The sequence below is a fragment of the Dietzia sp. IBK-p2-15D genome, assembly GCF_057773105.1.
This window is the reverse complement of record NZ_JBYMTK010000002.1, coordinates 130,122-153,317: the sequence shown is the minus strand read 5'-3', so window position 1 is coordinate 153,317 and position 23,196 is coordinate 130,122. Positions and strand designations below refer to the sequence as shown.

Annotated in this window: 24 protein-coding genes and 1 pseudogene; 15 read left to right on the top strand and 10 right to left on the bottom strand. The window is 71.2% G+C overall.

Annotated features, from left to right (window positions below):
• Positions 1 to 160: 160 nt before the first annotated feature.
• Entirely contained in the window at positions 161 to 2,815 is a 2,655-nt protein-coding gene (locus tag AC3DEV_RS03605; RefSeq protein ID WP_067711615.1) for an ATP-dependent Clp protease ATP-binding subunit, read from the top strand.
• A gap of 163 nt (positions 2,816 to 2,978) precedes the next feature.
• On the opposite strand, the gene AC3DEV_RS03600 is transcribed toward AC3DEV_RS03605, so the two are convergent.
• The gene (locus AC3DEV_RS03600; RefSeq protein WP_067711618.1) at positions 2,979 to 3,287 is read right to left on the bottom strand and encodes an antibiotic biosynthesis monooxygenase family protein; all 309 of its coding nucleotides are present in this window, start codon (positions 3,285 to 3,287) and stop codon (positions 2,979 to 2,981) included.
• Between the two features lie 23 nt (positions 3,288 to 3,310).
• On the bottom strand, positions 3,311 to 4,180 hold the full coding sequence (locus AC3DEV_RS03595) for an HhH-GPD family protein (RefSeq protein WP_488371318.1): 870 nt from the start codon (positions 4,178 to 4,180) through the stop codon (positions 3,311 to 3,313).
• A gap of 38 nt (positions 4,181 to 4,218) precedes the next feature.
• Here AC3DEV_RS03595 and AC3DEV_RS03590 point away from each other — a divergent pair, with 38 nt between their 5' ends.
• Positions 4,219 to 4,872 carry a carbonic anhydrase gene (locus AC3DEV_RS03590; protein ID WP_488371317.1) on the top strand — a complete coding sequence of 218 codons (654 nt, stop codon included), beginning with the start codon at positions 4,219 to 4,221 and terminating at the stop codon, positions 4,870 to 4,872.
• A 99-nt stretch (positions 4,873 to 4,971) separates the two neighbouring features.
• Complete coding sequence (locus AC3DEV_RS03585; protein ID WP_488371316.1) at positions 4,972 to 5,631, top strand: hypothetical protein; 660 nt, start codon at positions 4,972 to 4,974, stop codon at positions 5,629 to 5,631.
• A 49-nt stretch (positions 5,632 to 5,680) separates the two neighbouring features.
• On the opposite strand, the gene disA is transcribed toward AC3DEV_RS03585, so the two are convergent.
• Together disA and AC3DEV_RS03575 are read right to left on the bottom strand one after the other, a co-directional pair.
• Complete coding sequence (gene disA, locus AC3DEV_RS03580) at positions 5,681 to 6,739, bottom strand: DNA integrity scanning diadenylate cyclase DisA (RefSeq protein WP_067711629.1); 1,059 nt, start codon at positions 6,737 to 6,739, stop codon at positions 5,681 to 5,683.
• A gap of 52 nt (positions 6,740 to 6,791) precedes the next feature.
• Positions 6,792 to 7,364: a hypothetical protein gene (locus AC3DEV_RS03575; RefSeq protein ID WP_067711632.1), complete on the bottom strand. Its 573-nt coding sequence runs from the start codon at positions 7,362 to 7,364 to the stop codon at positions 6,792 to 6,794.
• Between the two features lie 197 nt (positions 7,365 to 7,561).
• Here AC3DEV_RS03575 and AC3DEV_RS03570 point away from each other — a divergent pair, with 197 nt between their 5' ends.
• The 5 genes and pseudogenes from AC3DEV_RS03570 (at position 7,562) to rlmB (ending at position 11,785) form a co-directional block, all read left to right on the top strand.
• Positions 7,562 to 8,056 (top strand): CarD family transcriptional regulator, encoded by a 495-nt coding sequence (locus AC3DEV_RS03570; protein ID WP_067711635.1) that lies wholly within the window; start codon positions 7,562 to 7,564, stop codon positions 8,054 to 8,056.
• A 58-nt stretch (positions 8,057 to 8,114) separates the two neighbouring features.
• Positions 8,115 to 8,792: pseudogene (gene ispD / locus AC3DEV_RS03565) on the top strand (2-C-methyl-D-erythritol 4-phosphate cytidylyltransferase); the annotation flags it as partial.
• A gap of 75 nt (positions 8,793 to 8,867) precedes the next feature.
• The gene (gene ispF / locus AC3DEV_RS03560; RefSeq protein ID WP_488371488.1) at positions 8,868 to 9,350 is read left to right on the top strand and encodes a 2-C-methyl-D-erythritol 2,4-cyclodiphosphate synthase; all 483 of its coding nucleotides are present in this window, start codon (positions 8,868 to 8,870) and stop codon (positions 9,348 to 9,350) included.
• A gap of 28 nt (positions 9,351 to 9,378) precedes the next feature.
• Positions 9,379 to 10,815, top strand: coding sequence for a cysteine--tRNA ligase (cysS, locus tag AC3DEV_RS03555; RefSeq protein WP_488371315.1), 1,437 nt, complete (start codon positions 9,379 to 9,381; stop codon positions 10,813 to 10,815).
• Position 10,816: 1 nt separating this feature from the next.
• Positions 10,817 to 11,785 carry a 23S rRNA (guanosine(2251)-2'-O)-methyltransferase RlmB gene (gene rlmB, locus AC3DEV_RS03550; protein ID WP_069390413.1) on the top strand — a complete coding sequence of 323 codons (969 nt, stop codon included), beginning with the start codon at positions 10,817 to 10,819 and terminating at the stop codon, positions 11,783 to 11,785.
• A 264-nt stretch (positions 11,786 to 12,049) separates the two neighbouring features.
• Here the strand turns inward: rlmB and AC3DEV_RS03545 are convergent, their stop codons facing one another.
• The 5 genes from AC3DEV_RS03545 to otsB form a co-directional block, all read right to left on the bottom strand.
• The gene (locus AC3DEV_RS03545) at positions 12,050 to 13,057 is read right to left on the bottom strand and encodes an aminoglycoside phosphotransferase family protein (protein WP_488371314.1); all 1,008 of its coding nucleotides are present in this window, start codon (positions 13,055 to 13,057) and stop codon (positions 12,050 to 12,052) included.
• Complete coding sequence (locus AC3DEV_RS03540; protein ID WP_488371313.1) at positions 13,054 to 13,902, bottom strand: metal ABC transporter permease; 849 nt, start codon at positions 13,900 to 13,902, stop codon at positions 13,054 to 13,056. The genes AC3DEV_RS03545 and AC3DEV_RS03540 overlap by 4 nt, the downstream gene beginning before the upstream one ends.
• Entirely contained in the window at positions 13,902 to 14,807 is a 906-nt protein-coding gene (locus tag AC3DEV_RS03535; protein WP_488371312.1) for a metal ABC transporter ATP-binding protein, read from the bottom strand. Before AC3DEV_RS03535 ends, AC3DEV_RS03540 begins: the two co-directional genes overlap by 1 nt.
• Entirely contained in the window at positions 14,797 to 15,810 is a 1,014-nt protein-coding gene (locus tag AC3DEV_RS03530; RefSeq protein WP_488371487.1) for a metal ABC transporter solute-binding protein, Zn/Mn family, read from the bottom strand. Before AC3DEV_RS03530 ends, AC3DEV_RS03535 begins: the two co-directional genes overlap by 11 nt.
• Positions 15,811 to 15,893: 83 nt before the next feature.
• Positions 15,894 to 16,652: a trehalose-phosphatase gene (gene otsB / locus AC3DEV_RS03525; RefSeq protein WP_488371311.1), complete on the bottom strand. Its 759-nt coding sequence runs from the start codon at positions 16,650 to 16,652 to the stop codon at positions 15,894 to 15,896.
• Positions 16,653 to 16,881: 229 nt separating this feature from the next.
• On the opposite strand from otsB, the gene ehuB reads away from it, so the two are divergent.
• From ehuB to AC3DEV_RS03495, 6 genes are all read left to right on the top strand, one after another.
• On the top strand, positions 16,882 to 17,733 hold the full coding sequence (gene ehuB / locus AC3DEV_RS03520; protein ID WP_227022176.1) for an ectoine/hydroxyectoine ABC transporter substrate-binding protein EhuB: 852 nt from the start codon (positions 16,882 to 16,884) through the stop codon (positions 17,731 to 17,733).
• A gap of 29 nt (positions 17,734 to 17,762) precedes the next feature.
• The gene (gene ehuC / locus AC3DEV_RS03515; RefSeq protein ID WP_067711660.1) at positions 17,763 to 18,494 is read left to right on the top strand and encodes an ectoine/hydroxyectoine ABC transporter permease subunit EhuC; all 732 of its coding nucleotides are present in this window, start codon (positions 17,763 to 17,765) and stop codon (positions 18,492 to 18,494) included.
• The gene (ehuD, locus tag AC3DEV_RS03510; protein ID WP_182633759.1) at positions 18,491 to 19,135 is read left to right on the top strand and encodes an ectoine/hydroxyectoine ABC transporter permease subunit EhuD; all 645 of its coding nucleotides are present in this window, start codon (positions 18,491 to 18,493) and stop codon (positions 19,133 to 19,135) included. The genes ehuC and ehuD overlap by 4 nt, the downstream gene beginning before the upstream one ends.
• A gap of 49 nt (positions 19,136 to 19,184) precedes the next feature.
• A complete protein-coding gene (gene ehuA / locus AC3DEV_RS03505; RefSeq protein ID WP_096906089.1) occupies positions 19,185 to 19,946 on the top strand; it encodes an ectoine/hydroxyectoine ABC transporter ATP-binding protein EhuA in 762 nt (253 codons plus the stop codon).
• 86 nt (positions 19,947 to 20,032) lie between these two features.
• A complete protein-coding gene (locus AC3DEV_RS03500) occupies positions 20,033 to 21,508 on the top strand; it encodes an amidase (protein WP_256820029.1) in 1,476 nt (491 codons plus the stop codon).
• The gene (locus AC3DEV_RS03495) at positions 21,505 to 22,173 is read left to right on the top strand and encodes a GntR family transcriptional regulator (RefSeq protein ID WP_067711672.1); all 669 of its coding nucleotides are present in this window, start codon (positions 21,505 to 21,507) and stop codon (positions 22,171 to 22,173) included. The genes AC3DEV_RS03500 and AC3DEV_RS03495 overlap by 4 nt, the downstream gene beginning before the upstream one ends.
• Before the next feature lie 29 nt (positions 22,174 to 22,202).
• Here the strand turns inward: AC3DEV_RS03495 and AC3DEV_RS03490 are convergent, their stop codons facing one another.
• On the bottom strand, positions 22,203 to 22,817 hold the full coding sequence (locus tag AC3DEV_RS03490; protein WP_096906087.1) for a helix-turn-helix transcriptional regulator: 615 nt from the start codon (positions 22,815 to 22,817) through the stop codon (positions 22,203 to 22,205).
• Between the two features lie 97 nt (positions 22,818 to 22,914).
• On the opposite strand from AC3DEV_RS03490, the gene AC3DEV_RS03485 reads away from it, so the two are divergent.
• Positions 22,915 to 23,187, top strand: coding sequence for a WhiB family transcriptional regulator (locus AC3DEV_RS03485; protein WP_167507195.1), 273 nt, complete (start codon positions 22,915 to 22,917; stop codon positions 23,185 to 23,187).
• Positions 23,188 to 23,196: the final 9 nt, after the last annotated feature.

Genomic DNA, 23,196 nt, shown 5'->3' with positions numbered 1-23,196 from the left:
GCCCGTTGCGGGGCGTTCGCTGACGGCGTACACGATCATGCAATCGATCCCCGACCTGCCGCGTTGAACACTGGTGACGGGCCTCGTGCTGCTCCTGCGGTGCAGAGCGTCAGAACCGGCCACTACAGTGGTGAAAAACCGAGGAATGTGAGGTAGCACGATGTTCGAACGGTTTACCGACCGCGCGCGTCGCGTCGTCGTCCTGGCCCAGGAAGAGGCCAGGATGCTCAACCACAATTACATCGGCACCGAGCACATCCTGCTGGGTCTCATCCATGAGGGCGAGGGAGTGGCCGCCAAGGCCCTCGAGTCCCTCGGGATCTCGCTGGAAGCGGTGCGGAGTCAGGTCGAGGAGATCATCGGCCAGGGCCAGCAGGCGCCCAGCGGGCACATCCCGTTCACGCCGCGGGCCAAGAAGGTCCTGGAGCTGAGCCTGCGCGAGGCGCTGCAGCTCGGCCACAACTACATCGGCACCGAGCACATCCTGCTCGGCCTCATCCGTGAGGGCGAGGGCGTCGCCGCCCAGGTGCTGGTCAAGCTCGGCGCGGACCTCACGCGGGTGCGCCAGCAGGTCATCCAGCTGCTGTCCGGGTACCAGGGCAAGGAGGCCGAGGCCTCGGGCACGCCCGCGGGCTCCGGTGGCCGCGAGGCCGGGACCCCGTCGTCGTCGACGGTCCTGGACCAGTTCGGTCGCAACCTCACCCAGGCCGCCATGGAGGGCAAGCTCGACCCGGTCGTCGGTCGCGCCAAGGAGGTGGAGCGCATCATGCAGGTGCTCTCCCGGCGCACCAAGAACAACCCGGTGCTCATCGGTGAGCCCGGCGTGGGCAAGACCGCCGTCGTCGAGGGCCTGGCGCAGGCCATCGTCAACAACGAGGTCCCCGAGACCCTCAAGGACAAGCAGCTGTACTCGCTTGACCTGGGCTCGCTCGTGGCCGGGTCCCGTTACCGCGGTGACTTCGAGGAACGCCTGAAGAAGGTCCTCAAGGAGATCAACCAGCGCGGCGACATCATCCTGTTCATCGACGAGATCCACACCCTCGTCGGGGCCGGTGCCGCCGAGGGCGCGATCGACGCGGCGTCGATCCTCAAGCCCAAGCTGGCCCGCGGTGAGCTGCAGACCATCGGTGCCACCACGCTCGAGGAGTACCGCAAGCACATCGAGAAGGACGCGGCGCTCGAGCGTCGTTTTCAGCCGGTGCAGGTGCCCGAGCCGAGCGTCGAGCTGTCCATCGAGATCCTCAAGGGACTCCGGGACCGCTACGAGGCCCACCACCGGGTCACCATCACGGATTCGGCCCTGGCCGCGGCGGCCCAGCTGGCGGATCGCTACATCAACGACCGCTTCCTGCCGGACAAGGCCATCGACCTCATCGACGAGGCCGGTGCTCGCATGCGCATCAAGCGGATGACCGCGCCGCCGGACCTGCGGGAGTTCGACGAGAAGATCGCCGACGCGCGCCGTGAGAAGGAGTCCGCGATCGACGCGCAGGACTTCGAGAAGGCCGCCGGACTGCGGGACACGGAGAAGAAGCTCATCGCCGAGCGTGCCGAGCGCGAGAAGCAGTGGCGCGCGGGCGACATGGACGTGGCCGCCGTGGTCGACGAGGAGCAGATCGCCGAGATCCTGGGCAACTGGACCGGTATCCCCGTCTTCAAGCTCACCGAGGAGGAGACCACCCGTCTGCTCCGCATGGAGGACGAGCTGCACAAGCGGATCATCGGCCAGGAGGACGCCATCAAGGCGGTCTCGCGGGCGATCCGCCGCACGCGTGCGGGGCTCAAGGACCCCAAGCGCCCCTCGGGCTCGTTCATCTTCGCCGGCCCGTCCGGTGTCGGTAAGACGGAGCTGTCCAAGGCCCTGGCGAACTTCCTGTTCGGCGAGGACGACGCGCTCATCCAGATCGACATGGGTGAGTACCACGACCGCTTCACCGCCTCGCGGCTCTTCGGCGCGCCCCCCGGGTACGTCGGTTACGAGGAGGGTGGCCAGCTCACGGAGAAGGTGCGGCGCAAGCCGTTCTCGGTGGTCCTGTTCGACGAGATCGAGAAGGCCCACTCCGAGATCTACAACACCCTTCTCCAGGTGCTGGAGGACGGCCGTCTCACCGACGGTCAGGGACGCATGGTGGACTTCAAGAACACCGTGCTGATCTTCACCTCGAACCTCGGGACCAGGGACATCTCCAAGGCCGTCGGGATGGGCTTCCAGTCCTCCGACAACACCGAGGACGCCTACGAGCGGATGAAGCAGAAGGTCAACGACGAGCTGAAGAAGCACTTCCGCCCGGAGTTCCTCAACCGTATCGACGAGATCGTCGTGTTCCACCAGCTCACGCAGGAGCAGATCGTCCAGATGGTCGACCTCATGGTCAGCCGTGTGGGCGTGGCGCTCAAGGCCAAGGACATGACCATCGAGGTCACCGACCGGGCCAAGCAGCTGCTGGCCAAGCGGGGCTTCGACCCGGTCCTGGGTGCGCGGCCGCTGCGTCGCACCATCCAGCGCGAGATCGAGGACACGCTCTCGGAGAAGATCCTCTTCGGCGAGGTCGCGGCCGGCGAGCTGGTCACGGTCGACGTCGAGGGCTGGGACGGTGAGTCCGACAAGACCGAGGACGCGAAGTTCACCTTCTCGGGCGCCCCGCGTCCCGACGCCCCCACGGACCGTGAGGGCGAGGAGATCACGGCCAGTGTCGCGCCCACCGGCGAGGCCGGCCCGGGTGACTCGCTGCCGCCGACGTCCGGTGGCTTCGGTGGCGGCTCCACCGGCGGGCCCTCGGGCTCGGGCGGCGGGGCGGCTCCCGCCACCACCTGACCGGACGCCGATCCGCCCCGAGCGGCTGACGCAGAGCCCGAGCGGGTGACGCAGAGAACGACCCCCGCCATGAGGCGGGGGTCGTTCTCGTTCTCCCCCGCTCGGGAACGGGGCGGCGGTGTCGGGCGGAGGGTGTCGGGCGGAGGGTGTCAGGTGGAGGGTGTCAGGCGGAGGGCTTGACGTCCATCACGACGTCGAACTCCAGCAGGTTCGCGCCCTCGGCGACGGGCTTGCCGTGCTCGCCGGCGTGGGCGGCCCGGGCGTCACCGTCACGCCACGCGGCGAAGGACTCCTCGTCCTCCCAGGTCGTCACCACGAAGTAGCGGGTCTCGCCGCCGGTGGGGCGCAGCAGCTGGAAACCGAGGAACCCGGGCGAGTTCTCGACGGTGTGGGCCCGCTCGGAGAAGCGGCGCTCGAGCTCGGCGCCGGCCTGCGGCGGGACGTTCAGGGCATTGATCTTCACGACGGCCATGGGCCGAGCCTACCCAGGCGGGCCTACGCGGGAAGTGAGTAGTGCTCGCCGACGCGGACGACGAGCCCGTCGCCGAGCAGCGACTCCAGTGCCCGGTCGCGCTGGGTCGCGTCGGGCCACACCGCGTCCAGTGCGCTGCGGGCGGCGGTACCGTCGCCGTCGCGCAGGACGTCCAGCAGCAGCCCCCGCACCTGGCGGTCGGTGCCGGCGAACGTCTGCACCTTGCGGCGCGGGCCGTCCCACTCGGGTCGGCCCGCGGCCAGCCACGCGCAGGTGGGGGCGAGGGGGCAGTCGTCGCAGCGGGGGGCCCGGGCCGTGCACACGAGCGCACCGAGCTCCATGACCGCCACGGAGAACGCCACGGCCCGCTCGCGGTCCTCCGGCAACAGCGCCTCGACGGCGGCCAGATCGCGTCGCGTCGACGGGGGCCCGGCCTCCGCGGCGCCGTGCACGGCGCGCGCGACGACCCGCCGGACGTTGGTGTCGACCACGGGGACGCGCCGCCCGTACGCGAAGCAGGCGACCGCGCGCGCGGTGTAGTCGCCGACGCCCGGCAGCGCGAGCAGTTGGTCGACGTCGTGGGGGACCCGACCGTCGTGGAGGTCGACGACGGCGAGGGCGCACTCGCGGAGCCGTAGCGCGCGGCGGGGGTAGCCGAGCTTGCCCCACATGCGGATCACGTCGGCCGGGGCGGCGGCGGCGAGTTCCGCGGGGCCGGGCCAGCGGTCGAGCCAGGCCCGCCAGACGGGCTCGGCCCGGGCGACGGGGGTCTGCTGACTCATGACCTCGCAGAGCAGGATCTCCCATGCGCCGACCTGCCCACCGCGCCACGGCAGTGGGCGGCCGGCGCGGGCGAACCAGGAGAGGAGTGCGGAGGTGTCGAGAGAGGTCAACGCGAGTCTTCCTGGGTCGGCGGGGCACAATATGAGCCATGCCTCATACCAACCCGATCAGCGCATGGGCCTCGCTCCGTGACGGCAACCACCGCTTCGTCGATTGCGAGATGCGTCATCCCAGCCAGAATACCCAGCGTCGCGAGCAGCTCGTCGCCGCGCAGCACCCGAAGGCGGTCCTGTTCGGGTGTTCGGACTCCCGGGTGGCGGCCGAGATCATCTTCGATCAGGGGCTCGGTGACCTCTTCGTCATCCGCACGGCCGGCCACATCATCGACACCGCGGTGCTCGGGTCGATCGAGTACGCCGTCCACGTGCTGGACACGCCGCTGATCGTGGTGCTCGGCCATGACAGCTGCGGCGCCGTCAAGGCGACGGTGGACGCGCTGGCGACCGGGGAGATCCCGCCCGGTTTCCTCCGGGACGTGGTGGAGAAGGTGTCCCCGTCGATCCTCAACGGGCGTCGCGAGGGGCTCAGCAGCATCGACGACTTCGAGGCACGCCACGTGCTCGAGACCGGCGAGCTGCTGCAGCAGCGTTCCAAGATCATCAGCGACCGGATCGACAGCGGCGAGCTCGCGATCGTCGGGGTGACCTACAAGCTCTCCGACGGTCGCGCCTACCTCCGCAGCATCCTCGGCGACGTGGAGGACGTCGCGCGCGGTCCCGGCGAGGAGATGGTCGCCATCTGACGCCCTCCGGCGGCCCGGCGGCCCGGCGGCCACCCGGTCTGAGGGACACGCCGCGCCGACGGGCAGGTGGGGCACCCGCGCGGCTCTAGAGTTGGACCCGTGCAGGAACCCCAGGGCCCCCTACCGCGCGAAGTCTATGTGCGTCGCCGCGTCGCCGCGGTCGTCGTCGCCGTCATCGCCGTGGTCGTGGTGGTGCTCGCGCTGTTCCTCGCCTCCCGCGACAGCGGGACCGACACCCAGGAGACCGCCGCGGGCGGGGAGGACGGCACGACCGGGGCCGTCGAGACCTCGGAGACGTCCACCTCCGCGACCACCGAGCGGGACGACGACGGAGGCGCCTCGCGGGGCCGGTGCGCCGACGAGGATCTCCGTCTGGACGTGTGGCCGGCCGAGCCCAACGTGCCCGTGGGCTCCGACGTGCGCTTCTTCGTCAACATCGTCAACGTCTCGGACACCACGTGCGACCGGGACCTGTCGGAGGCGCCGCTGTCGTTCGAGGTCTACCGGCTCGACGACAACTCCAAGGTGTGGTCGAGCATCGACTGCACCACGCCGCGCGAGGAGGACCAGGTCGAGCTGCGCCCCGATGAGCCGGAGCCGCGTCAGATCGACTGGACCGGCCGACGGTCCGCCGAGGGCGCGTGTTCCGAGTCGGACCGGACGCCGGTCGAGGTCGGCGCCTACCAGGTGTACGCACTGGTCGGGAACGTCTTCAGCCCGGCCTCCACCTTCAACGTGGTCGAGGCCCCCGAGTCCTGACCGGGTCCTGACCGGGCCCGCGCCGAGCGGTGGGGCGCCGCGGTGGTCGTCAGCCGGTGCCCAGGCCGGTGAGGCGCTGCCGGACGTGGCGGGCCCACAGCGCGCCGACGCCCTCGACGTCGGCGAAGTCCGACTGCTCGGCCGCCAGCAGTGCGGGCACCGATCCGAAACGTTCGACCAGCGCCGTGATCTGCACCGGCCGCAGACGAGGGATGTGCGCGAGCATGCGGTGTCCGCGGGCGGTGACGTGCTCGTCCAGGTCCTCGGGCTCGGCCGGTAGCCCCAGGCAGCGGGCGACGGGCGCGGGCAGGAGCAGGTCGGCGTCGGTCAACGCGGCCAGTCGCTCGAGCCCGGCGGTGACCTGCTCCGGTGTCGGTATCGGGCGTGCATCGCCGTCGACGGCCTCCACGCGGAGGTGGTCCGCGACCAGGCCCCACAGTTCATCAGGGGTGTCGGAGAGCAGCTCCTCGAGCTGCAGGGTTGTCTGGCGCCCGTATTCGCCCATCTCCACCGTGAGCTCGGCGAGTTCGGCGCCCAGGCGTTCGAGCCTGAGCAGGCGCTGGGCCATGGTCACGACGTCGCGCACCGAGGCGTAGTCGCCCATCTCCGCCCGGTCGAGCCGGGCGCGGGCACGGGCGGTGCGGGCGCCGTGCCGCTCCATCGTGGCGACCGTCTGGTCGGCCCGGGCCAGCAGGACCACCGGGTCGGCCAGCACCCGGGCCAGTCCGCCGGCGTAGACGGTCACCGTGGTCATCGACGCCGACACGGCCACCGTGGGGACGCCGGTGTGCAGCGCCGTGCGCTCGGCGGCGCGATGACGGGTGCCCGTCTCGACGGCCGGCAGCGACGGGTCGGGGACCAGGTGGACGTTGGCGCGGGTGATCCGGGAGCCATCGGTGGACAGCACGACGGCGCCGTCCATCTTGCTCAGTTCCCGCAGTCGGGCGGGCGCGAACTCGACGTCGAGGTCGACGCCGCCGTCACAGATGGCCCGGACGGCGGGATCGTCACCGAGCACCACGAGCCCCCCGGTGCCGCTACGGCGGATCCGGTCGAGTGCGTCACGCAGCGGGGTGCCCGGGGCGAGTCGCCGGAGGACGGCCCGCATGTCGGGGTCGACCGGTGAACCGTCGGCCGAGCGGGCGGAGAGGGCGGACGTGTCAGTGCTCCTCGGACTCGCCGGCGTACTCCGTCGGACGGGTGTACTCGCCGGCCTCGACGAGCTCGCCCACGACGGCGGCCTCGGTCTCGATCCGGTCGCCGTTGGAGAAGCTCACGGTGGCGGGCACGGAGACCCCGACGTCGAGGTCGTCGGCCGAGGGGAGGGTCGCGGTGGTCTGCTCGACGCAGACGCCCTCCGGTGCGGGGGCGGGCTCTGCGCCTTCGGTCGCGTCGACGACGATCGTGCAGCCACGCTGCAGCGGCCGGGTCTCGCCGAGCTGGACCGGGGTGCCGTCGATCTCGACCTGATCGAGGGAGACGGCCTCGCCGAGGCCGTAGCCGGTGAACGAGGCGACGAATCCGACGCGGGCCTCGCCACCGTTCTCGGGGACGACCACCTGCAGGTCGTTGACGTGCAGGTCGCCCGCGGAACCCCGTCCACCGTCGACCGCGGCGACCTGGTTGGCGGTCTGGGAGACCTGGCCGGCGCTGCAGGCCGACGCCCCGAGGGCGGCGCCCACGGCCAGGACTACGAGCGCGGTGCGGCGCAGGCCGGTGTTCGGTGAAGTCACGTCAGGCTCCTCGGGGATGGTCGTCTCTCAGGCCGGTCTCATCGTAGTCCACGGCCCGTCCAGACCGGCGTCAGAGTGGCCCCCTCACACCCGTGGGATTCCCTCGTCCGCCTGTACACGTTGCTGACCTGCGCAAACGGAAAACGCCTGCACTGAGGGCGTGCTAAGATAGGGCGGTCGAAAGGGGAAAGCCACTCATGGAGTTCAAGGTCGGCGACACCGTCGTCTACCCGCATCACGGCGCCGCCACCATCCAGGCGATCGAGATGCGGACGGTCAAGGGCACCGAGAAGGAATACCTCGTCCTCAAGGTTTCACAGGGCGACCTCACGGTGAAGGTACCGGCCGAGAACGCCGAGTACGTGGGCGTGCGCGACGTGGTGGACCAGGCGGGCCTGGACAAGGTCTTCGAGGTCCTGCGCACCGAGCACGCGGAGGAGCCCACCAACTGGTCGCGTCGTTACAAGGCCAACGGCGAGAAGCTCGCCTCCGGTGACGTCAACAAGGTCGCCGAGGTCGTGCGCGACCTCTGGCGCCGCGATCTCGATCGTGGCCTGTCCGCGGGCGAGAAGCGCATGCTCGCCAAGGCGCGCCAGGTGCTCGTCGGCGAGCTCGCGCTCGCCGAGCGCTCGGACGAGGAACGCGCTGACGCCCTCCTCGGCGAGGTCCTGGGCTCCGCCGCACCGGCGTGACGCGACCGTCGGAGTGATCGGACACGGTCCGGACGGCCACCCCGCCCCCACGGGCAGGGTGGCCGCCGTCGTTCCCGCGGCCGGTTCCGGGCTCCGGCTCGGCGCGGGACTGCCCAAGGCCTTCGTCGAACTCCACGGCCGGACGATGCTGGAGCGGTCCGTCGCCGGCCTGCTGGACTCGGGGGCCGTCGACGATGTGGTGGTGGTGGTCCCGTCGGCCCGCGTCCGGGAAGCCGAGTCGATGCTCGCCCGACTCCGGAACGATGACCACCTCGTCGTCGTCGCCACCGGCGGCGCGGAGCGCACCGACTCCGTGCGCAACGGGCTCGCGGCGCTGACCGCCACCCACGGTGATGCCGGCGCGGCGGTGTACGACGTCCTGCTGGTGCACGACGCGGCGCGGTGCCTCACCCCTGCCGCACCGACGCGGCGCGTCGTCGAGGCCGTGCGCTCCGGCGAGGTCGCCGTGGTTCCGGTGCTCCCGGTCGTCGACACCGTCAAACAGGTCGACGTCGACGGCTACGTCGTGGGCACCCCCGACCGTTCCGGGCTGCGCGCCGTCCAGACGCCCCAGGGTTTCGCTCCCGACGTCCTGCTCGCCGCCTACGACGCGGCCGGGGACGTCGCCACCGACGACGCCGGCCTGGTCGAACGGATCGGGCAGCGGGTCGCGACCGTCGAGGGCGACGCGCTCGCGTTCAAGATCACCACCGCCACCGACCACGCCCGCGCGCTGACGGAACTCGCCGGACCGCGTCCCGGCTCGGCGCCCCCCGCCCCCCGCCCCCGCGGGCCGCATCCAGGAGGACTCGTGACCGGACCCGTCATCCCCCGCGTGGGGATCGGCACCGACGCCCACCGCGTGGAGCCCGGCAAGCCCTGCATGATGGCCTGCCTGCATTTCCCGGACGAGAGCGGCTGCGAGGGGCACTCCGACGGCGACGTGGTGGCCCACGCGTTGGTCGACGCGCTGCTCTCCGCGGCGGGGCTCGGCGACCTCGGGACGCTGGTCGGCACCGGGCGCAGCGAGTACGACGACGTCTCCGGCGAGCGACTCCTGCGGGAGGCGGTCGCCGAACTCGCCGAGCACGGCTGGGCGATCGGTAACGCCGCCGTACAGATGGTGGGCAACCGGCCCAAGATGGGGCCGCGCCGAACCGAGGCCGAGCAGCGATTGTCCGAGATCATCGGCGCCCCGGTCTCCGTCTCCGCCACCACCACCGACGGCATGGGCTTCACCGGCCGCGGTGAGGGGGTCTCCGCCGTGGCCACGGCACTGGTGTACCGGGCCTGACGGCCCGACACCGGTAGACTCGGCACCCGTGACGCTCCATCTGTACGACACCGCCGCCCGCTCCCTGAGGGAGTTCACCCCCGTCCGGGAAGGGCACGCGTCCGTCTACCTCTGTGGAGCCACCCCCCAGTCGGTCCCGCACATCGGCCACGTCCGCTCCGGCGTCGCGTTCGACATCCTGCGCCGCTGGCTGCTCGCCAACGGCTACGACGTGGCGTTCGTGCGCAACGTCACCGACATCGACGACAAGATCCTCACCAAGGCCGCCGAGAACGGGCGCCCGTGGTGGGAATGGGCGGCCACCCACGAGCGCGAGTTCACCCGCGCCTACGACGCGCTCGGCGTGCTGCCGCCGTCCACCGAGCCACGCGCGACCGGGCACGTGACCCAGATGATCGACTACATGGAGAGGCTCATCGAGCGGGGTTTCGCGTATCCGGCCGAGGGCAGCGTCTACTTCGACGTCGCCGCCTGGTCGGCCGCGCCCGAGGGCGACTACGGGCACCTGTCCGGACACCGACTCGACGAGGTCGACCAGGGCGAGTCCGCCGACCTGCGCGGTAAGCGCGACACGCGGGACTTCGCCCTCTGGAAGGCCGCCAAGCCCGGCGAGCCCGCCTGGCCCACCCCGTGGGGCGACGGTCGGCCCGGGTGGCACCTCGAGTGCTCGGCCATGGCCACCTGGTATCTCGGCCACACCTTCGACATCCACGGCGGCGGCCTCGACCTGCAGTTCCCGCACCACGAGAACGAGGCGGCCCAGTCCCATGCCGCCGGCGACGGGTTCGCCCGCTTCTGGCTGCACAACGGCTGGGTGACGATGGCCGGCGAGAAGATGAGCAAGTCACTGGGCAACGTGCTCAGCGTGCCCAATATCCTCACCGCCGTCCGCCCCGTGGAACTGCGCTACTACCTCGGAAGTGCGCATTACCGGTCGATGCTGGAATACTCTCCCGAGGCACTGCAGGAGGCGGCCGCGGCCTATCGCCGGATCGAGGCGCTCGTGCACCGGGTGAACGAGACCGTCAGGTCGGGCCTGGCACCGGGGGGCGACGTCCCGGTCGGCGAGTGGACCGACGGGTTCGCCGCCGCGATGGACGACGATCTCGGGGTCCCCGCCGCGCTGGCGGAGATCCACGGCCGGGTCCGCGCCGGCAACACCGCGCTGTCGTCGGGGGATCTCCACGCGGCGCTCGCGGCGGCCTCGTCCGTCCGGGCGATGGCCGCGGTGCTGGGCGTCGACCCGCTGGACCCGCAGTGGACCTCCACCGCGGGTGCGGAGGACGCCGCGATGACAGCGCTCGATCTCCTCGTGCGCGCGGAACTCGAGGCCCGCGCCGACGCGCGGGCGAACAAGGACTTCGCCACCGCCGACGCCATTCGTGACCGACTGGTCACGGCGGGTATCGAGGTGGCCGACACAGCGGACGGCCAGAAGTGGTCGCTCGCCAACCGGAAGGACTGACATGGCGGGCAATTCGAGCCGGCGCGGAGCGATCCGCAAATCCGGCACCAAGAAGGGACAGGTCGTCGGCTCCGGCGGCCAGCGCCGTCGCGGGCTCGAGGCGCGCGGCGCCACCCCCAAGGCCGAGGACCGGACCTACCACCCGGCGCACCGCAAGGCCAAGGCCGCCTCGCGCAAGTCGGACGGTGCCCAGCAGCGCCGCCAGTACGCCCAGAAGAAGGCCGACGGGCCCGAACTCGTGGTGGGCCGCAACCCGGTCGTGGAGTGCCTGCGCGCCGGAGTCCCGGCGACGGCACTGTTTGTGGCCGTGGGGGCCGACAACGACGAGCGGCTCACCGAGGCCGTGCGGTTCGCCGCGGACAAGGGGATCTCGATCCTCGAGGTGCCCCGCCACGATCTCGACCGGATGACCTCCAACGGCATGCACCAGGGGATCGGTCTCCAGGTGCCTCCCTACGAGTACGCCGACCCGGACGACCTCATCCAGAGCGCCATGCACTCCTCGAAGCCGGCCCTGCTGGTGGCACTGGACAACATCACCGACACGCGCAACCTCGGCGCCGTCATCCGCTCAGTCGCGGCCTTCGGTGGGCACGGCGTGCTGATCCCCGAGCGGCGCAGCGCGTCCATCACCGCGGTGGCCTGGCGCACCTCGGCCGGCGCCGCGGCCCGCCTACCCGTGGCCAAGGCGACCAACCTCAACCGGACGCTGCTCGACTGGGCCAAGCAGGGCGCGCAGCTCGTCGGCCTGGACGCCGGGGGCGACGTCTCGCTGGACGACTACGACGGCACCGGCCCCACGGTCATCGTCGTGGGCTCCGAGGGCAAGGGCCTGTCCCGCCTCGTCCGCGAGAACTGCGACTCGATCCTGTCCATCCCGATCGCGTCCGAGGTCGAGAGCCTCAACGCCTCGGTGGCGGCGGGCGTCGTGCTCTCGGAGTTCGCCCGCCAGCGGCGCGTCAAGCGCTGACCCGCCGAGGCGGGTCAGGCCCGCTGGCCCGCTGGTCCGCCCGGCCCGCCCGGCCCGCTGGTCCGCGGCATCCGCTACCGCGCCTGGCGTCTCGCACGCGCGCCTGAACGTTCGCTCGCCGGCATGGCGTCTGGCCTGCCCCGGTGCGCGCGCGAGACGCCATGCCGACGAGCGGCTGTGGGCTGGCCGAGCAGGCGCGTGAGCGAGACGCCAGGCGCTGGAGCGGCTGTGGATGCGGGCGCAGGGGCCGTCCCGCGGAGGGTGTCAGGCCCGCGGCCGGCGCGGGGAGCGGCACCGGTCGAACGCCGACCGGGCGTGCTCCCAGGACTCCACCCCGTAGTACAGGTGGCCGGCGATCATGTAGAGCGCGGCGAACCGCTGGTAGGTCCACGCCCGGTCGAGGAAGGTCTCGTCGGCCCGCCCGGTGTAGTGGGCCAGCACGTCCTCGACGAAGCGCGGGCCGTATTCGTACAGCTCGGCGAAGTCGACGGCCGGGTCGCCCAGGCACATGTCGGTGAAGTCGATGAGGCCGAGCCTCCCGGGCCCACTGACCCCGCCGGCCCCGCCGGCCGCCTGACCGCGGTCCCAGTACAGGTGTCGGACGTAGACGTCGTTGTGCAGCAGCACCCGCGGTAGGAGGGTGGACTGCAGCGCCCCGACCTCGTCGCAGATCTTCCTGGCCGTGGCCATCTCGGCATCGTTGAACACCGCCGGAAGGTTGTTCTCCACGATCCCGCGGACGAAGTCCAGGTTCTCCGGCTGGTAGGAGTGGGGCACCCGGTCGATCGGGGGCGCCGAGGTGTCCTGGATGTGCAGCGCGGCCAGCAGCGCGCCGAGTTGGGCGGCGAGTGTCGTTCTCTCGGTGGCGGGCAGGCCGACGAACAGCTCCGGGGTGAGGCGCTGCCCGCGCACCAGCGGGTACCCGGCGAAGCGGCCGTGCGCGGGTACGTGAGAGTAGTGGGGGAGGGCGGCGTCGACGCGTCCCGCCAGGTGATCGAGGACCGCGATCTCGGTCGGCAGCTGCGCGAGGGCCTGGTCGTCGGCGGGGAACCGGAACACCAGGTCGCGGTGGCCGTGCCCATCCGCCCCGGAGCACCCGCGGCAGATCATCACGACGTGGTCCCAGCCCTCGTCGATCCGCTCGGCGGAGTCCCAGTTCAGGGTCGGATAGGTGGCCCGGATGGCCTCGAGTTCGGCGGCATCGTCGTGCCCTCCGGCAGCACCGTCCGGCCCAGCACCGTCCGCCCCGGCACCCCCGGCACCCCCGGTCATCGCCGCACCGCCGCGAGACCGCGGCACGCCAGGTAGATGACGAACGAGATGGTGGTGACGAACACCGAGACCGGCACGCCCGGCGCGAGGGAGAGCAGCATCCCCCCGACGGCCGCGATCTCGGCGAACAGGATCGTCAGCCCGATCGCCCGCAACGGGCTGGAGGTGACGGCGGCTGCGGCGGCGGCGGGCGTGATGAGCAGGGACAGGACCAGCAGCGCGCCGACGACCTGCACGGCCTGCGCGGCGGCCAGTCCCACGAGCACGGCGAAGACCATGTTGATGGCCCGCACCGGGACGCCCCGCGCCTCGGCGACCTCGGGGTCGGCCGACGAGAACACCAGTGGCCGGTACAGCACGATCAGCGCGCCCACGATGATGGCCGCGACCACCGCCATCTGCACCAGCCCGTGCTCGGACACGCCCACGATCTGCCCGGTGAGCAGGGAGAAGCTCGTCCCCGAGCGGCCGGGGTAGAGATGGATGAACAGCACGGCCAGGCCGAGTCCGAACGCCAGCACGACGCCGATGGAACTGTCGCGCTGGGAGGCACGCGAGCCCATGAGGCCGAACATGAGGGCGGCGATCACCGACCCCACGATCGCACCGAGCCCCAGGTTGAGCCCGAACAACAGGGCGGCGGCGGCGCCGGTGAGGGCGAGCTCGCTGGCGCCGTGCACGGAGAACGACATCTGCCGCATCACGATGAACGGCCCGATCGCCCCGGAGAGCAGGCCGAGCAGCGCGATCGCGGCGAGGCCGAAGAGCACGAAGTCCTGCTCCAGCAGGTACGCGGTGGTCTCGGTGTCGGCGATGGACCCGAGGATCTCGAGCAGTCGGGCCATCAGTGCGCTCCGTGTCCGTGTCCGTGGTCGTGGCCGCCTGCGGCGTCCTCGTGGTGGTGGTGCCCGCTCGACCAGGGTTCGGCGACGAGGTGCTGGGTGTCGCCCACCACGACGATCTGTCCGCGCACGCGCAGGACCTCGACGGGGGAGGAGTACAGCTCGGACATGACCTCGGTGGTGAAGACCTCGTCCGGGGTGCCGATGCGGTGCCGCCCGTCGACCAGGTAGACGATCCGGTCGACCATCGGCAGCACCGGGTTGATCTCGTGGGTGACGAACACGACAGCGGTGTCGTGCTCGCGGCGTCGGTGGTCGAGTACGGAGGCGACGGTGCGTTGACCGGTGAGGTCGAGGCTGAGCAGCGGTTCGTCACAGAGCATGACGCACGGGTCGCACGCGATGGCCTGGGCGACACGCACGCGTTGTTGCTCGCCGCCGGACATCCGGCCCAGGGGCTTGTCGGCGAGGTTTCCGGCCTCGAGCCTCTCGAGGGCGTCGTCGACGATGTCGCGTTTCCCGGCGCGACGTGACGGCCAGCCGGGGCCCCAGCGCGTGCCGTCGATGCCCAGGGACACGAGGTCGCGTCCGCGCAGGGTGATGCCGGGGTCGAAGGCGCGCTGTTGTGGCACGTACCCGAGGTGGGTGCCGCGGTCGCCGGGGGCGCGGCCGTCGACGAGGACGGTGCCGGAGTCGGGCAGGTGTTCGCCGAGCAGCACCTTGAGCAGGGTGGACTTGCCGGCACCGTTGGGTCCGAGCACGGCGACGAACTCGCCGGGGGCGATCTCCAGGTCGAGGTCGCGGATGAGGGTGCGGCCGCCGCGGGAGACCGTCACGCCCTGCAGCGAGACGATCGGGCCGGGACCGGGGGCGCCGCGGACGTGACCCCCCGCCGGTTCAGTGGCCACCGTCGCCCACCGGGGTCGCGTCGGCCAGTGCGCCGGAGACGCCGTCGACGATCCCCGTCATCCAGCCGATGTAGTCGGCGCCCTCGGGGAGGGTCTCGGTGAGGTCGACGACGACGAGGTCGGCGTCCTCGGCCGCGTCGCGGACGCGGGCGGTCACGGAGGTCTCGGTCTGGGTGTTGAAGGCCAGGAACGCGACCCGTCTCTCGGCCAGCAGGTCGAGCATGGCGGCGAGGTCGGCGGCGGACGGGTCGGTGTCGTCCTCGACGGAGGCGAGGAACCCGCGCGGCGTCAGGTCGGTCAGATGCGCGGCCTCGAACAGGTGCGCGCCGACCCGCTCGGTCTGGGCGTAGGGGAAGTGGCCGCGGTCGTGGATCTCGTCGAGCTGCGCCTCGAGGGGGGTCAGGGCGTCGGCGAAGGCGCGGGCGTTGTCGCGGTATCGCTCGGCGTTGCCGGAGTCGATCGCGGCGAGTTCCTCGGCCACACGCTCGGCTACGGCGGCGGCGGTGGGCAGGCTGAACCACACGTGCTCGTTGCCGGCGGCCTCCTGGGCATGGTCCGCGTGGTCCTCCTCCGCGTGGTCTTGCCCGTCCACCGAGGCGCCGGTGACCCGCTCGAACTCGTCGACCCCCCGCACGACGGGCACATCCCCGGCGTTGTCCAGCGCCATGTCCACGAACGCGTCGTAACCGGCGCCGTTGTAGACGACCAGGTCGGCGCCCGCGACCGCGGCGGCATCGGCAGGGCTGGCCTCGTAGGAGTGCGGGTCGGCGGTCGGGTCGGAGATCACCGACTCCACCGAGGCGTTGTCGCCGGCGACCTGCTCGGCGATGTCCGCGTAGACGGTCGTCGAGGCGACGACGGTCGGCCCGTCGTCGCCCGTGCCGGCGTCGCCGTCGGTGCCGCAGGCGGTGAGCACGCCCCCGCCCAGGAGGGCGGCCGCGGCGAGGGCCAGCGCACGGGGCGTGCGGGCGGGGGAGGTGCGGGCGGGTGAGGAGGACGACATCACGTGGACCACTCTCGTAGTAATGGGAACCGTTGTCATTAAGTGTAGATCCGCGACACGGCGAGCGTGTACATCCGGGGGTGTCAGCCCCGCAGATCGGCGAGAGTGTCGAGCAGCGCCACGACGGCGGGGATGTCCGCGACACGGTGCGCGGCCGCCGTCTCGCCCTCGCCGACCTTGACGCCGACGTCCTGCGGTCGCAGGCGCGCGAAGCCGCGCTCATCGGTGACGTCGTCGCCGATGAACAGCGCCACCTCCGCTCCGGTTTGCTCGACCATCGTCTCGATGGCCGCGCCCTTGCTCGCCTCCCGCACGGCGATCTCCACGACGTTCTTGCCCTCGGTGACGAACACCCCGTCGAGTGTGGCCGGCCCGGCCATCGCCTCGGCCTGCGCACGTTCCCGCTCCGCGGGATCGGCCACCGGGCGGACGTGCAGGACGGCGGCCGTCGGCTTGGTCTCGACGTGCGCCCCGGGGGTGCGGGAGACGATCTCCTCGAGGGCGGACCGCACCCGGGACAGCAGCGCCACCTCGTCGTCGTCGAGGGGGGAGTCGAAACCACCCTCCCACTCCGACCCGTGGCTGCCCACCAGGACCACCGGGGCGTCGGCGCCGCTCACCTCCGCCAGGGCCGCGCGGTTTCGGCCGGACAGCAGGGCGACGGTGGTCCGGGGCAGCCCCGCCAGTCTCGCCAGGGCGTCCGCGGCACCGGGGGCGGGCACGGCCTTCGTGGGGTCGTCGACGAACGGGGCGAGCGTGCCGTCGTAGTCGCACGCCACCACGAGGGTGGGGGCGTCGGCGGCGCGGCGCAGCGCCTCGTCCAGGGTCTCGGCGGTGGTCATGGACGTCAGGATAGGCGCGCCGGCCGGACCCGGGCAGCGCGAAAGCGCCCGGCCCGTCATGTGACGCGTGTTACGTTAAGGAGACTCAAAGGCTTAGGTCGGGCGTCGGAAGGACGTACCGGTGAGCGCAGAGGATCGGGCACCGGGTGCGCCCAGTGTCCGACCGCGACCGGAAGGTGAGAAGACCATGGCACCATCAGTGTTGAGGACATCCGTACGCCGTCGTTCGATGAGCGTGATCGCCGCCGCCGCGGTGGTCGGCCTGGGGCTCACGGGCTGTACATCAACCAATTCCGACGACGACTCGAGCCTGCTGGAGACCCTGCAGGACCGCGGCAGCGTGACGGTCGGCTTCGCCGGTGAGGCGCCCTACTCCTTCGAGGAGAACGGCGAGCTGACCGGCGCCACGGTGGCGCTCCACCGCGAGATCTTCGGGAATCTGGGCATCGACACCGTCGAGGGCGTGAACGCGGACTTCGGTGCCCTCATCCCCGGTCTCCAGGCCAACCGCTTCGATGTGGTCAGCGCGGGCATGTCGATCCTCCCGGAGCGCTGCGAGCAGGCCGCGTTCAGCGAGCCCGAGTTCAACTACACCACCGCCCTCATGGTCGAGGAGGGCAACCCGATGAACCTCACGGACATGCAGTCCGTCGCCGAGAGCGGTGCGCGGCTCGCGACGATGACGGGCGCGATCGAGTCCGACTACGCCTCCGAGCTGGGTATCGACAGCATGCAGGTCGCCACCCCCCAGGACGGGATGGACGCCGTCACCTCCGGGCGCGCCGACGTCTTCGCCCTGACCGGCATCTCGCTGAACTGGATGAAGAACAACAACCCCGACGCCCCCGTCGAGGTGACCGAGTCGTTCGTCGCGGAGATCAACGGCGAGCCGCAGGTCGGCGCGGGCGGTACCGTGTTCCGCACTGACGACCAGGAGCTCCTCGACGCCTACAACGAGGAACTGGCCAAGATCACCTCCGATCCGGAGAAGTACCTCTCCATCGTGGGTGAGTTCGGGTTCACCGAGGGGGAGCTCCCCGACCCCGCGCTGACGACCGCCGACCTCTGCGCCGGCGAGTGACGGTGCACGGAGTCCGGTGACGAACGACCGTGGAAAGTAACATCGAGGCCTTCCTGGAGGCGTGGCCCCGCTTCCAGGAAGGCATCGTCACCACCATCTATCTGACACTGGGCGGTGCGGCGCTGGGCTTCGCCATGGCGCTGGTCCTCGGCGTGGCGGCCGGGTCCCGCCTCATGGTGATCCGCGGGGTGTCGAGGACGATCGTCGAGTTCTTCCGGGGCACCTCGTTGCTGGTGCAACTGTTCTGGCTGTTCTTCGTGCTGCCGCTGCTCGGCTACGAACTCGATCCGCTCTTCTGCGGAATCCTGGCGCTGGGACTCAACTACGGCGCGTACGCCGCCGAGGTGGTCCGTGGCTCGCTGGCCGCCGTCCCGACCCCGCAGAAGGAGGCCGCGGTCGCCCTGAACTTCTCGCCCTGGCATCGCATGTCCAAGGTCGTCTTCCCGCAGGCGTGGGTGCAGATGATCCCGCCGCTGAACAACCTCCTGGTCCAGCTCCTCAAGGGGAGCGCCCTGGCCAGCTTCATCCTGCTGCAGGACCTGACCTTCCACATCGGGGAGCTGCGCCGCGTGACCGGCGACACGGTGTTCGCCTTCGGCGTCGGGCTGATCCTCTACTTCGTCATCGCGTACGTCCTCACCCTGTTCATGAATCTCCTCGAGGTCCGGGCGAAGTCCCGACTGGGGGCGGGGCCGTCGCTCCGTGAGGTGCTCAGCTTGCGACCCGAACGGGTCAACGAGGCAGTGGGGGTGGGCCGATGAGCGTCGACTGGAGCTGGGAACGCGCCATCGAGAGCATCCCGATCCTGCTGGAGGGGTTCCGGATCACGCTGCTGGCCACCGTCGTCGGCTTCCTCATCGCCGCGGTGCTGGGACTGCTCGTCGCGATGGTGCGTCGCGCCGCGCCCGCCGTGATCACCGTGCCCCTGCGCCTGGTCACCGAGTTCATCCGCCTGACCCCGCTCGTCGTCCAACTGTTGTTCGCGTACTTCCTGCTCCCGCAGTTCACCGCGCTGCAGATCGGCATAGCCGTGATCGGCGTGCACTACGCGACCTACATGGCGGAGGTGTACCGCGCGGGCATCGACGCGGTCCCGACCGGGCAGTGGGAGGCCGCCCGGGCGCTGTCACTCCCCGCGGGGCGCACGTGGCGTGCCGTCGTCCTGCCCCAGGCGATCCGCAACACGGTCCCGGCGCTCGGCAACTACGCGATCTCCCTGTTCAAGGACACCCCGTTCCTGTTCGCGATCACGGTGGTGGAGATGGTGACCGCCGCGCAGCAGTACGGCGCCCGCAACTTCCAGTACCTCGAGCCCATCACCCTCGCCGGGGTGATCTTCCTGCTCGCGAGCTACCCGACCTCGATCCTCATCCGGAGACTGGAGAAGTCCCTTGTCTACTGACCCCAGCACGCCGACGCGGCCGAGCACGCCGACAGGCGGCGAGTCGCCGATGGTGGTGTTCGAGAAGGTGGTCAAGCAGTTCGGCGACCACGTGGTCCTCGACCACCTCGACTTCACCGTGCAGCGGGGCGAGCGGGTCGCGCTGATCGGCCCCAGCGGGTCGGGCAAGACGACGATCCTGCGCCTGCTGATGACCCTCGAGGAGGCGAACGACGGCGTGATCTGGGTGGAGGGCGAACCCCTGACCCACCAGTTCAAGGGCGACAAGCTGGTCAAGGCCTCCCAGAAGCACCTGCGCGCCGTCCGCTCGAAGATCGGGATGGTGTTCCAGCAGTTCAACCTGTTCCCCAACATGACGGTGCTCGAGAACATCACCGAGGCGCAGATCCACGTCCTGGGGCGGTCCAAGGGGGAGGCGGTGGAGCGGGCACGTGAGCTCCTCGACACGGTCGGTCTCGCGGACAAGGAGAACGCCCACCCGACCACGCTGTCGGGCGGGCAGCAGCAGCGGGTCGCCATCGCCCGGGCGCTGGCGATGGATCCCGATATCCTGCTCCTCGACGAGGTCACCTCGGCTCTCGATCCCGAGCTGGTCGCCGACGTGCTCGGCGTGTTGCGGATGATCGCCGAGTCCACCGACATCACGATGCTCATCGTGACCCACGAGATGGGGTTCGCCCGCGACGTGGCCGACCGCGTGCTGGTGTTCGATCAGGGCAAGATCGTGGAGGAGGGCACCCCCGAGGCCATCTTCACCGATCCCAAGCAGGACCGGACACGCACGTTCCTCAAGGCCGTCCTCGAACGGTGACCCGCGCCGTGTGGCGAGACGCTTGACCGTGCCCCGGTCGCCTGTAGGATTGTCGACAATCAGACGGTTCCATGGAAGGCGCGCCGATGACCCTGTCGCACACGGCCCTCGAACTGGCCGACGGCTACCGCCGGGGCGAACTCTCCCCGGTTGATGCCGCCGAGGAGGTGCTCACCGCGATCTATCGGGTCGACGGCGAGATCAACGCCTTCTGTCACGTCGACCGTGACGCGACGCTGACGGCCGCGCGGTCGTCCGAGGAGCGGTACCGCCGAGGTGAACCGCTCAGCCCGCTCGACGGCGTCCCCACCACGATCAAGGACATCTTCTACACCCGCGGCGTCCCGACGCTCCGGGGTTCCCGCCTCCTGGCCGACAAGCCCGGTGCGTCCGATCCCGCCTCGTGGCCCGACGACGCCCCCGTCACGTCGGCGGTCGGCGAGGCCGGGTGCGTGGTGATCGGCAAGACCACCACCCCGGAGTTCGCGTGGAAGGGGGTCACGGACAACACGCTCACCGGGATCACCCGTAATCCGCACGACCCGGGCCTCACCCCGGGCGGATCCAGCGGCGGGGCGGCGGCCGCGGTCGCCGCCGGGCTCGGCCAGCTCGCGCTGGGCACCGACGGTGGCGGGTCGGTACGCATCCCCGCCGCGTTCTGCGGGATCGTGGCGCTCAAGCCCACCTACGGCGTGATCCCCATGTTCCCGTCCAGCCCGTTCGGCACGCTCGCGCACGCCGGGCCGATGACCCGCACGGTCGCCGACACGGCGGCGTTCATGGACACCCTGCTGCGTCCGGACCCCCGCGACTGGTCGGCGGTGCCGGCGCGCGCGACGACCCCCGGTCCGGGCGGGTACCTCGCCGCGGCCGTCGACGGCTCGCGCGGGGACCGCCCACTCGAGGGCCTGCGCGTCGCGTACAGCCCCGACCTCGGTTTCGGTACCACCGACCCGGAGGTCGAGCGGGAGGTCGGACGCGCGGTCGCCGTGCTGGAATCGCTGGGGGCGCGGGTCGAGACTGTCGACCCCGGGATCACCGATCCGGTCGACGCGTTCCACGTCCTGTGGTTCGCCGGACTCGCCGCGGTCCTCGCGCCCCACGGGCCGGGCGCCGTCGACCACGTCGACCCGTCGATGCGCGAGGCGCTGGGGCGGTACCACGACTACTCCGCCGCCGACTATCTCGACGCCGTGGCGGTGCGGATGGCCCTGGGCGCGCGGATGGCCGACTTCCACCAAGCCCACGACATCCTCATCACGCCCACCACGCCGATCGCCGCCTTCGCCGTGGGATCGGACGTGCCGCCGGGCTGGGACAGTCCCGACTGGACGTCGTGGACGCCGTACACCTATCCGTTCAACATGACCCAGCAGCCGGCGCTGAGCGTCCCCTGCGGGACGACCGACGCGGGCCTCCCGGTGGGGCTGCAGGTGGTGGGTGCGCGGTTCGAGGACCGACTGGTGGTCCGGGTCGGTGCCGCACTCGAAGCCGCGCTCGGTCAGGTCGTGCCCACCCCGCGGGTCCACGCGGCGGGGCGTCCGGGGGACGGTCGGCCGTGATCGACTCGACCGCGGGACTGGAACCCGTCGTCCAGGAGTCGACGCCGTCCCTCATCGCACGCGCTCTCCGGAGGGGCATCGCGGACGGCTCCCTGGCCCCCGGGACGCAGCTCGGCGAGGCCGCTCTCGCACGCTCGCTCGGCGTGAGTCGCGGCCCGCTGCGCGAGGCGATGCAGCGGCTCACCCAGGAGGGGTTGCTCGTCTCGCACCGCAACCGCGGACTGTTCGTCGCCGACCTGACGCCCGACGCCGTCGAGGACATGTACCTGCTGCGGACGACCATCGAGACCGGCGCTCTGGAGCGGGTGCTCGAACTGGGTCTGGGGGAGGCCACGGCCGACGCCCTCGACGCGGCCGTCGACGCGATGGCGGCGCTGGCCGACGAACCCCGGTCCGCGGCCATGGTGGCGGCGGATCTGGACTTCCACCACGCGCTGGTGGAGGCCGCGCGGAGCCCGCGGTTGTCGCGGGTGCACGAGACCGTGGTGGTGGAGACGAGCATGTGCCTCCACGCGATGCGCAGCACCTATACCGACGCCGCGTCCAGGCTCGCGGAGCACCGGGCGATCGCGGACGCGGTGCGCTCCGGTGATCGGCTCCGGGCCCGGTCGTTGCTCGTCGACCACATGCGGGACGGGCTGGCCAGGGTCAGCGAGGGCGCGTAGCTCAGGGGAGGGCGGTCAGGGCACGGCGGTCAGTGGCTCGACCCGAGGCCGTTGCGCAGTGCCCACGCCACGGCCTGCGGCCGGGTCGTCACCCCGATCTTGCGGTAGGCGTCCCGGATGTAGGACTTCACGGTGTTGATCGACAGGTAGCAGGCCGCGGTGATCTCCTCGTTCGACCGACCCTGGGTGATGAGCGCCAACATCTCCGCCTCCCGGGGGGTCAGGCCCACACCGCCAGTGGGCCACGGCGCGGCCGGCCCGGAGTCCTCCCGGTCGATCACCGTGACGCGCTCACCGGCCGCGATGCGTTCGATCCCGCTGACCAGCTCGTCCCCGATCAGGGACTTGGCGAGAAAACCCCGGGCCCCGGCCGCCAGCGCCTCGTCGACGGCCTTCGGATCGGTGATGAACGAGTAGACCGCCACCGCGCCGATCTGCGGGTCACGGGCGAGTTCGGCGCACCGCTGCTGCCACCCGGGGCCGGAGCCGAAGGTGTCGAACAGGGCGACGTCGACCGGCGTGGCGACGTCGGTCGCGTGATGGGTCGGCACCACGTGCACCCGGTCGGCGTACGGACCCAGCAGGGCCTCCACACCGGCGACGACCAGCGAGTAGTCGTTGACCACCGAGACCCGGACCTTCATGAAGGGACATTAGCAGTTGTGACCCATCCCACCCCTGGGGGTGTGCCGAATCCCCCGGGGACATCGGAAGCTGGACCGGACGGCGAGGGGAACCATGATGCAGACAGCGATGACCAGACTCGACGATCGGTGGGCGTGGGCCGACTCCGGGATGTGCCGCGAGATCCCGGACCTCTTCTACAACTCGGAGGACGAGGCCAAGTCGACGCGGCGCCGCAAGGAGGCCGCCGCCAAGAAGCTCTGCGGGCAGTGTCCCGTCATCGACGCGTGCCGTCAGCACGCGATGGCCCAGCGTGAGTTGTACGGCGTCTGGGGCGGGATGACCGAGGCCGAGCGTCACCGCCGGGCCGGCCGCGTCCGCACCGGCTAGGGGAGCAGG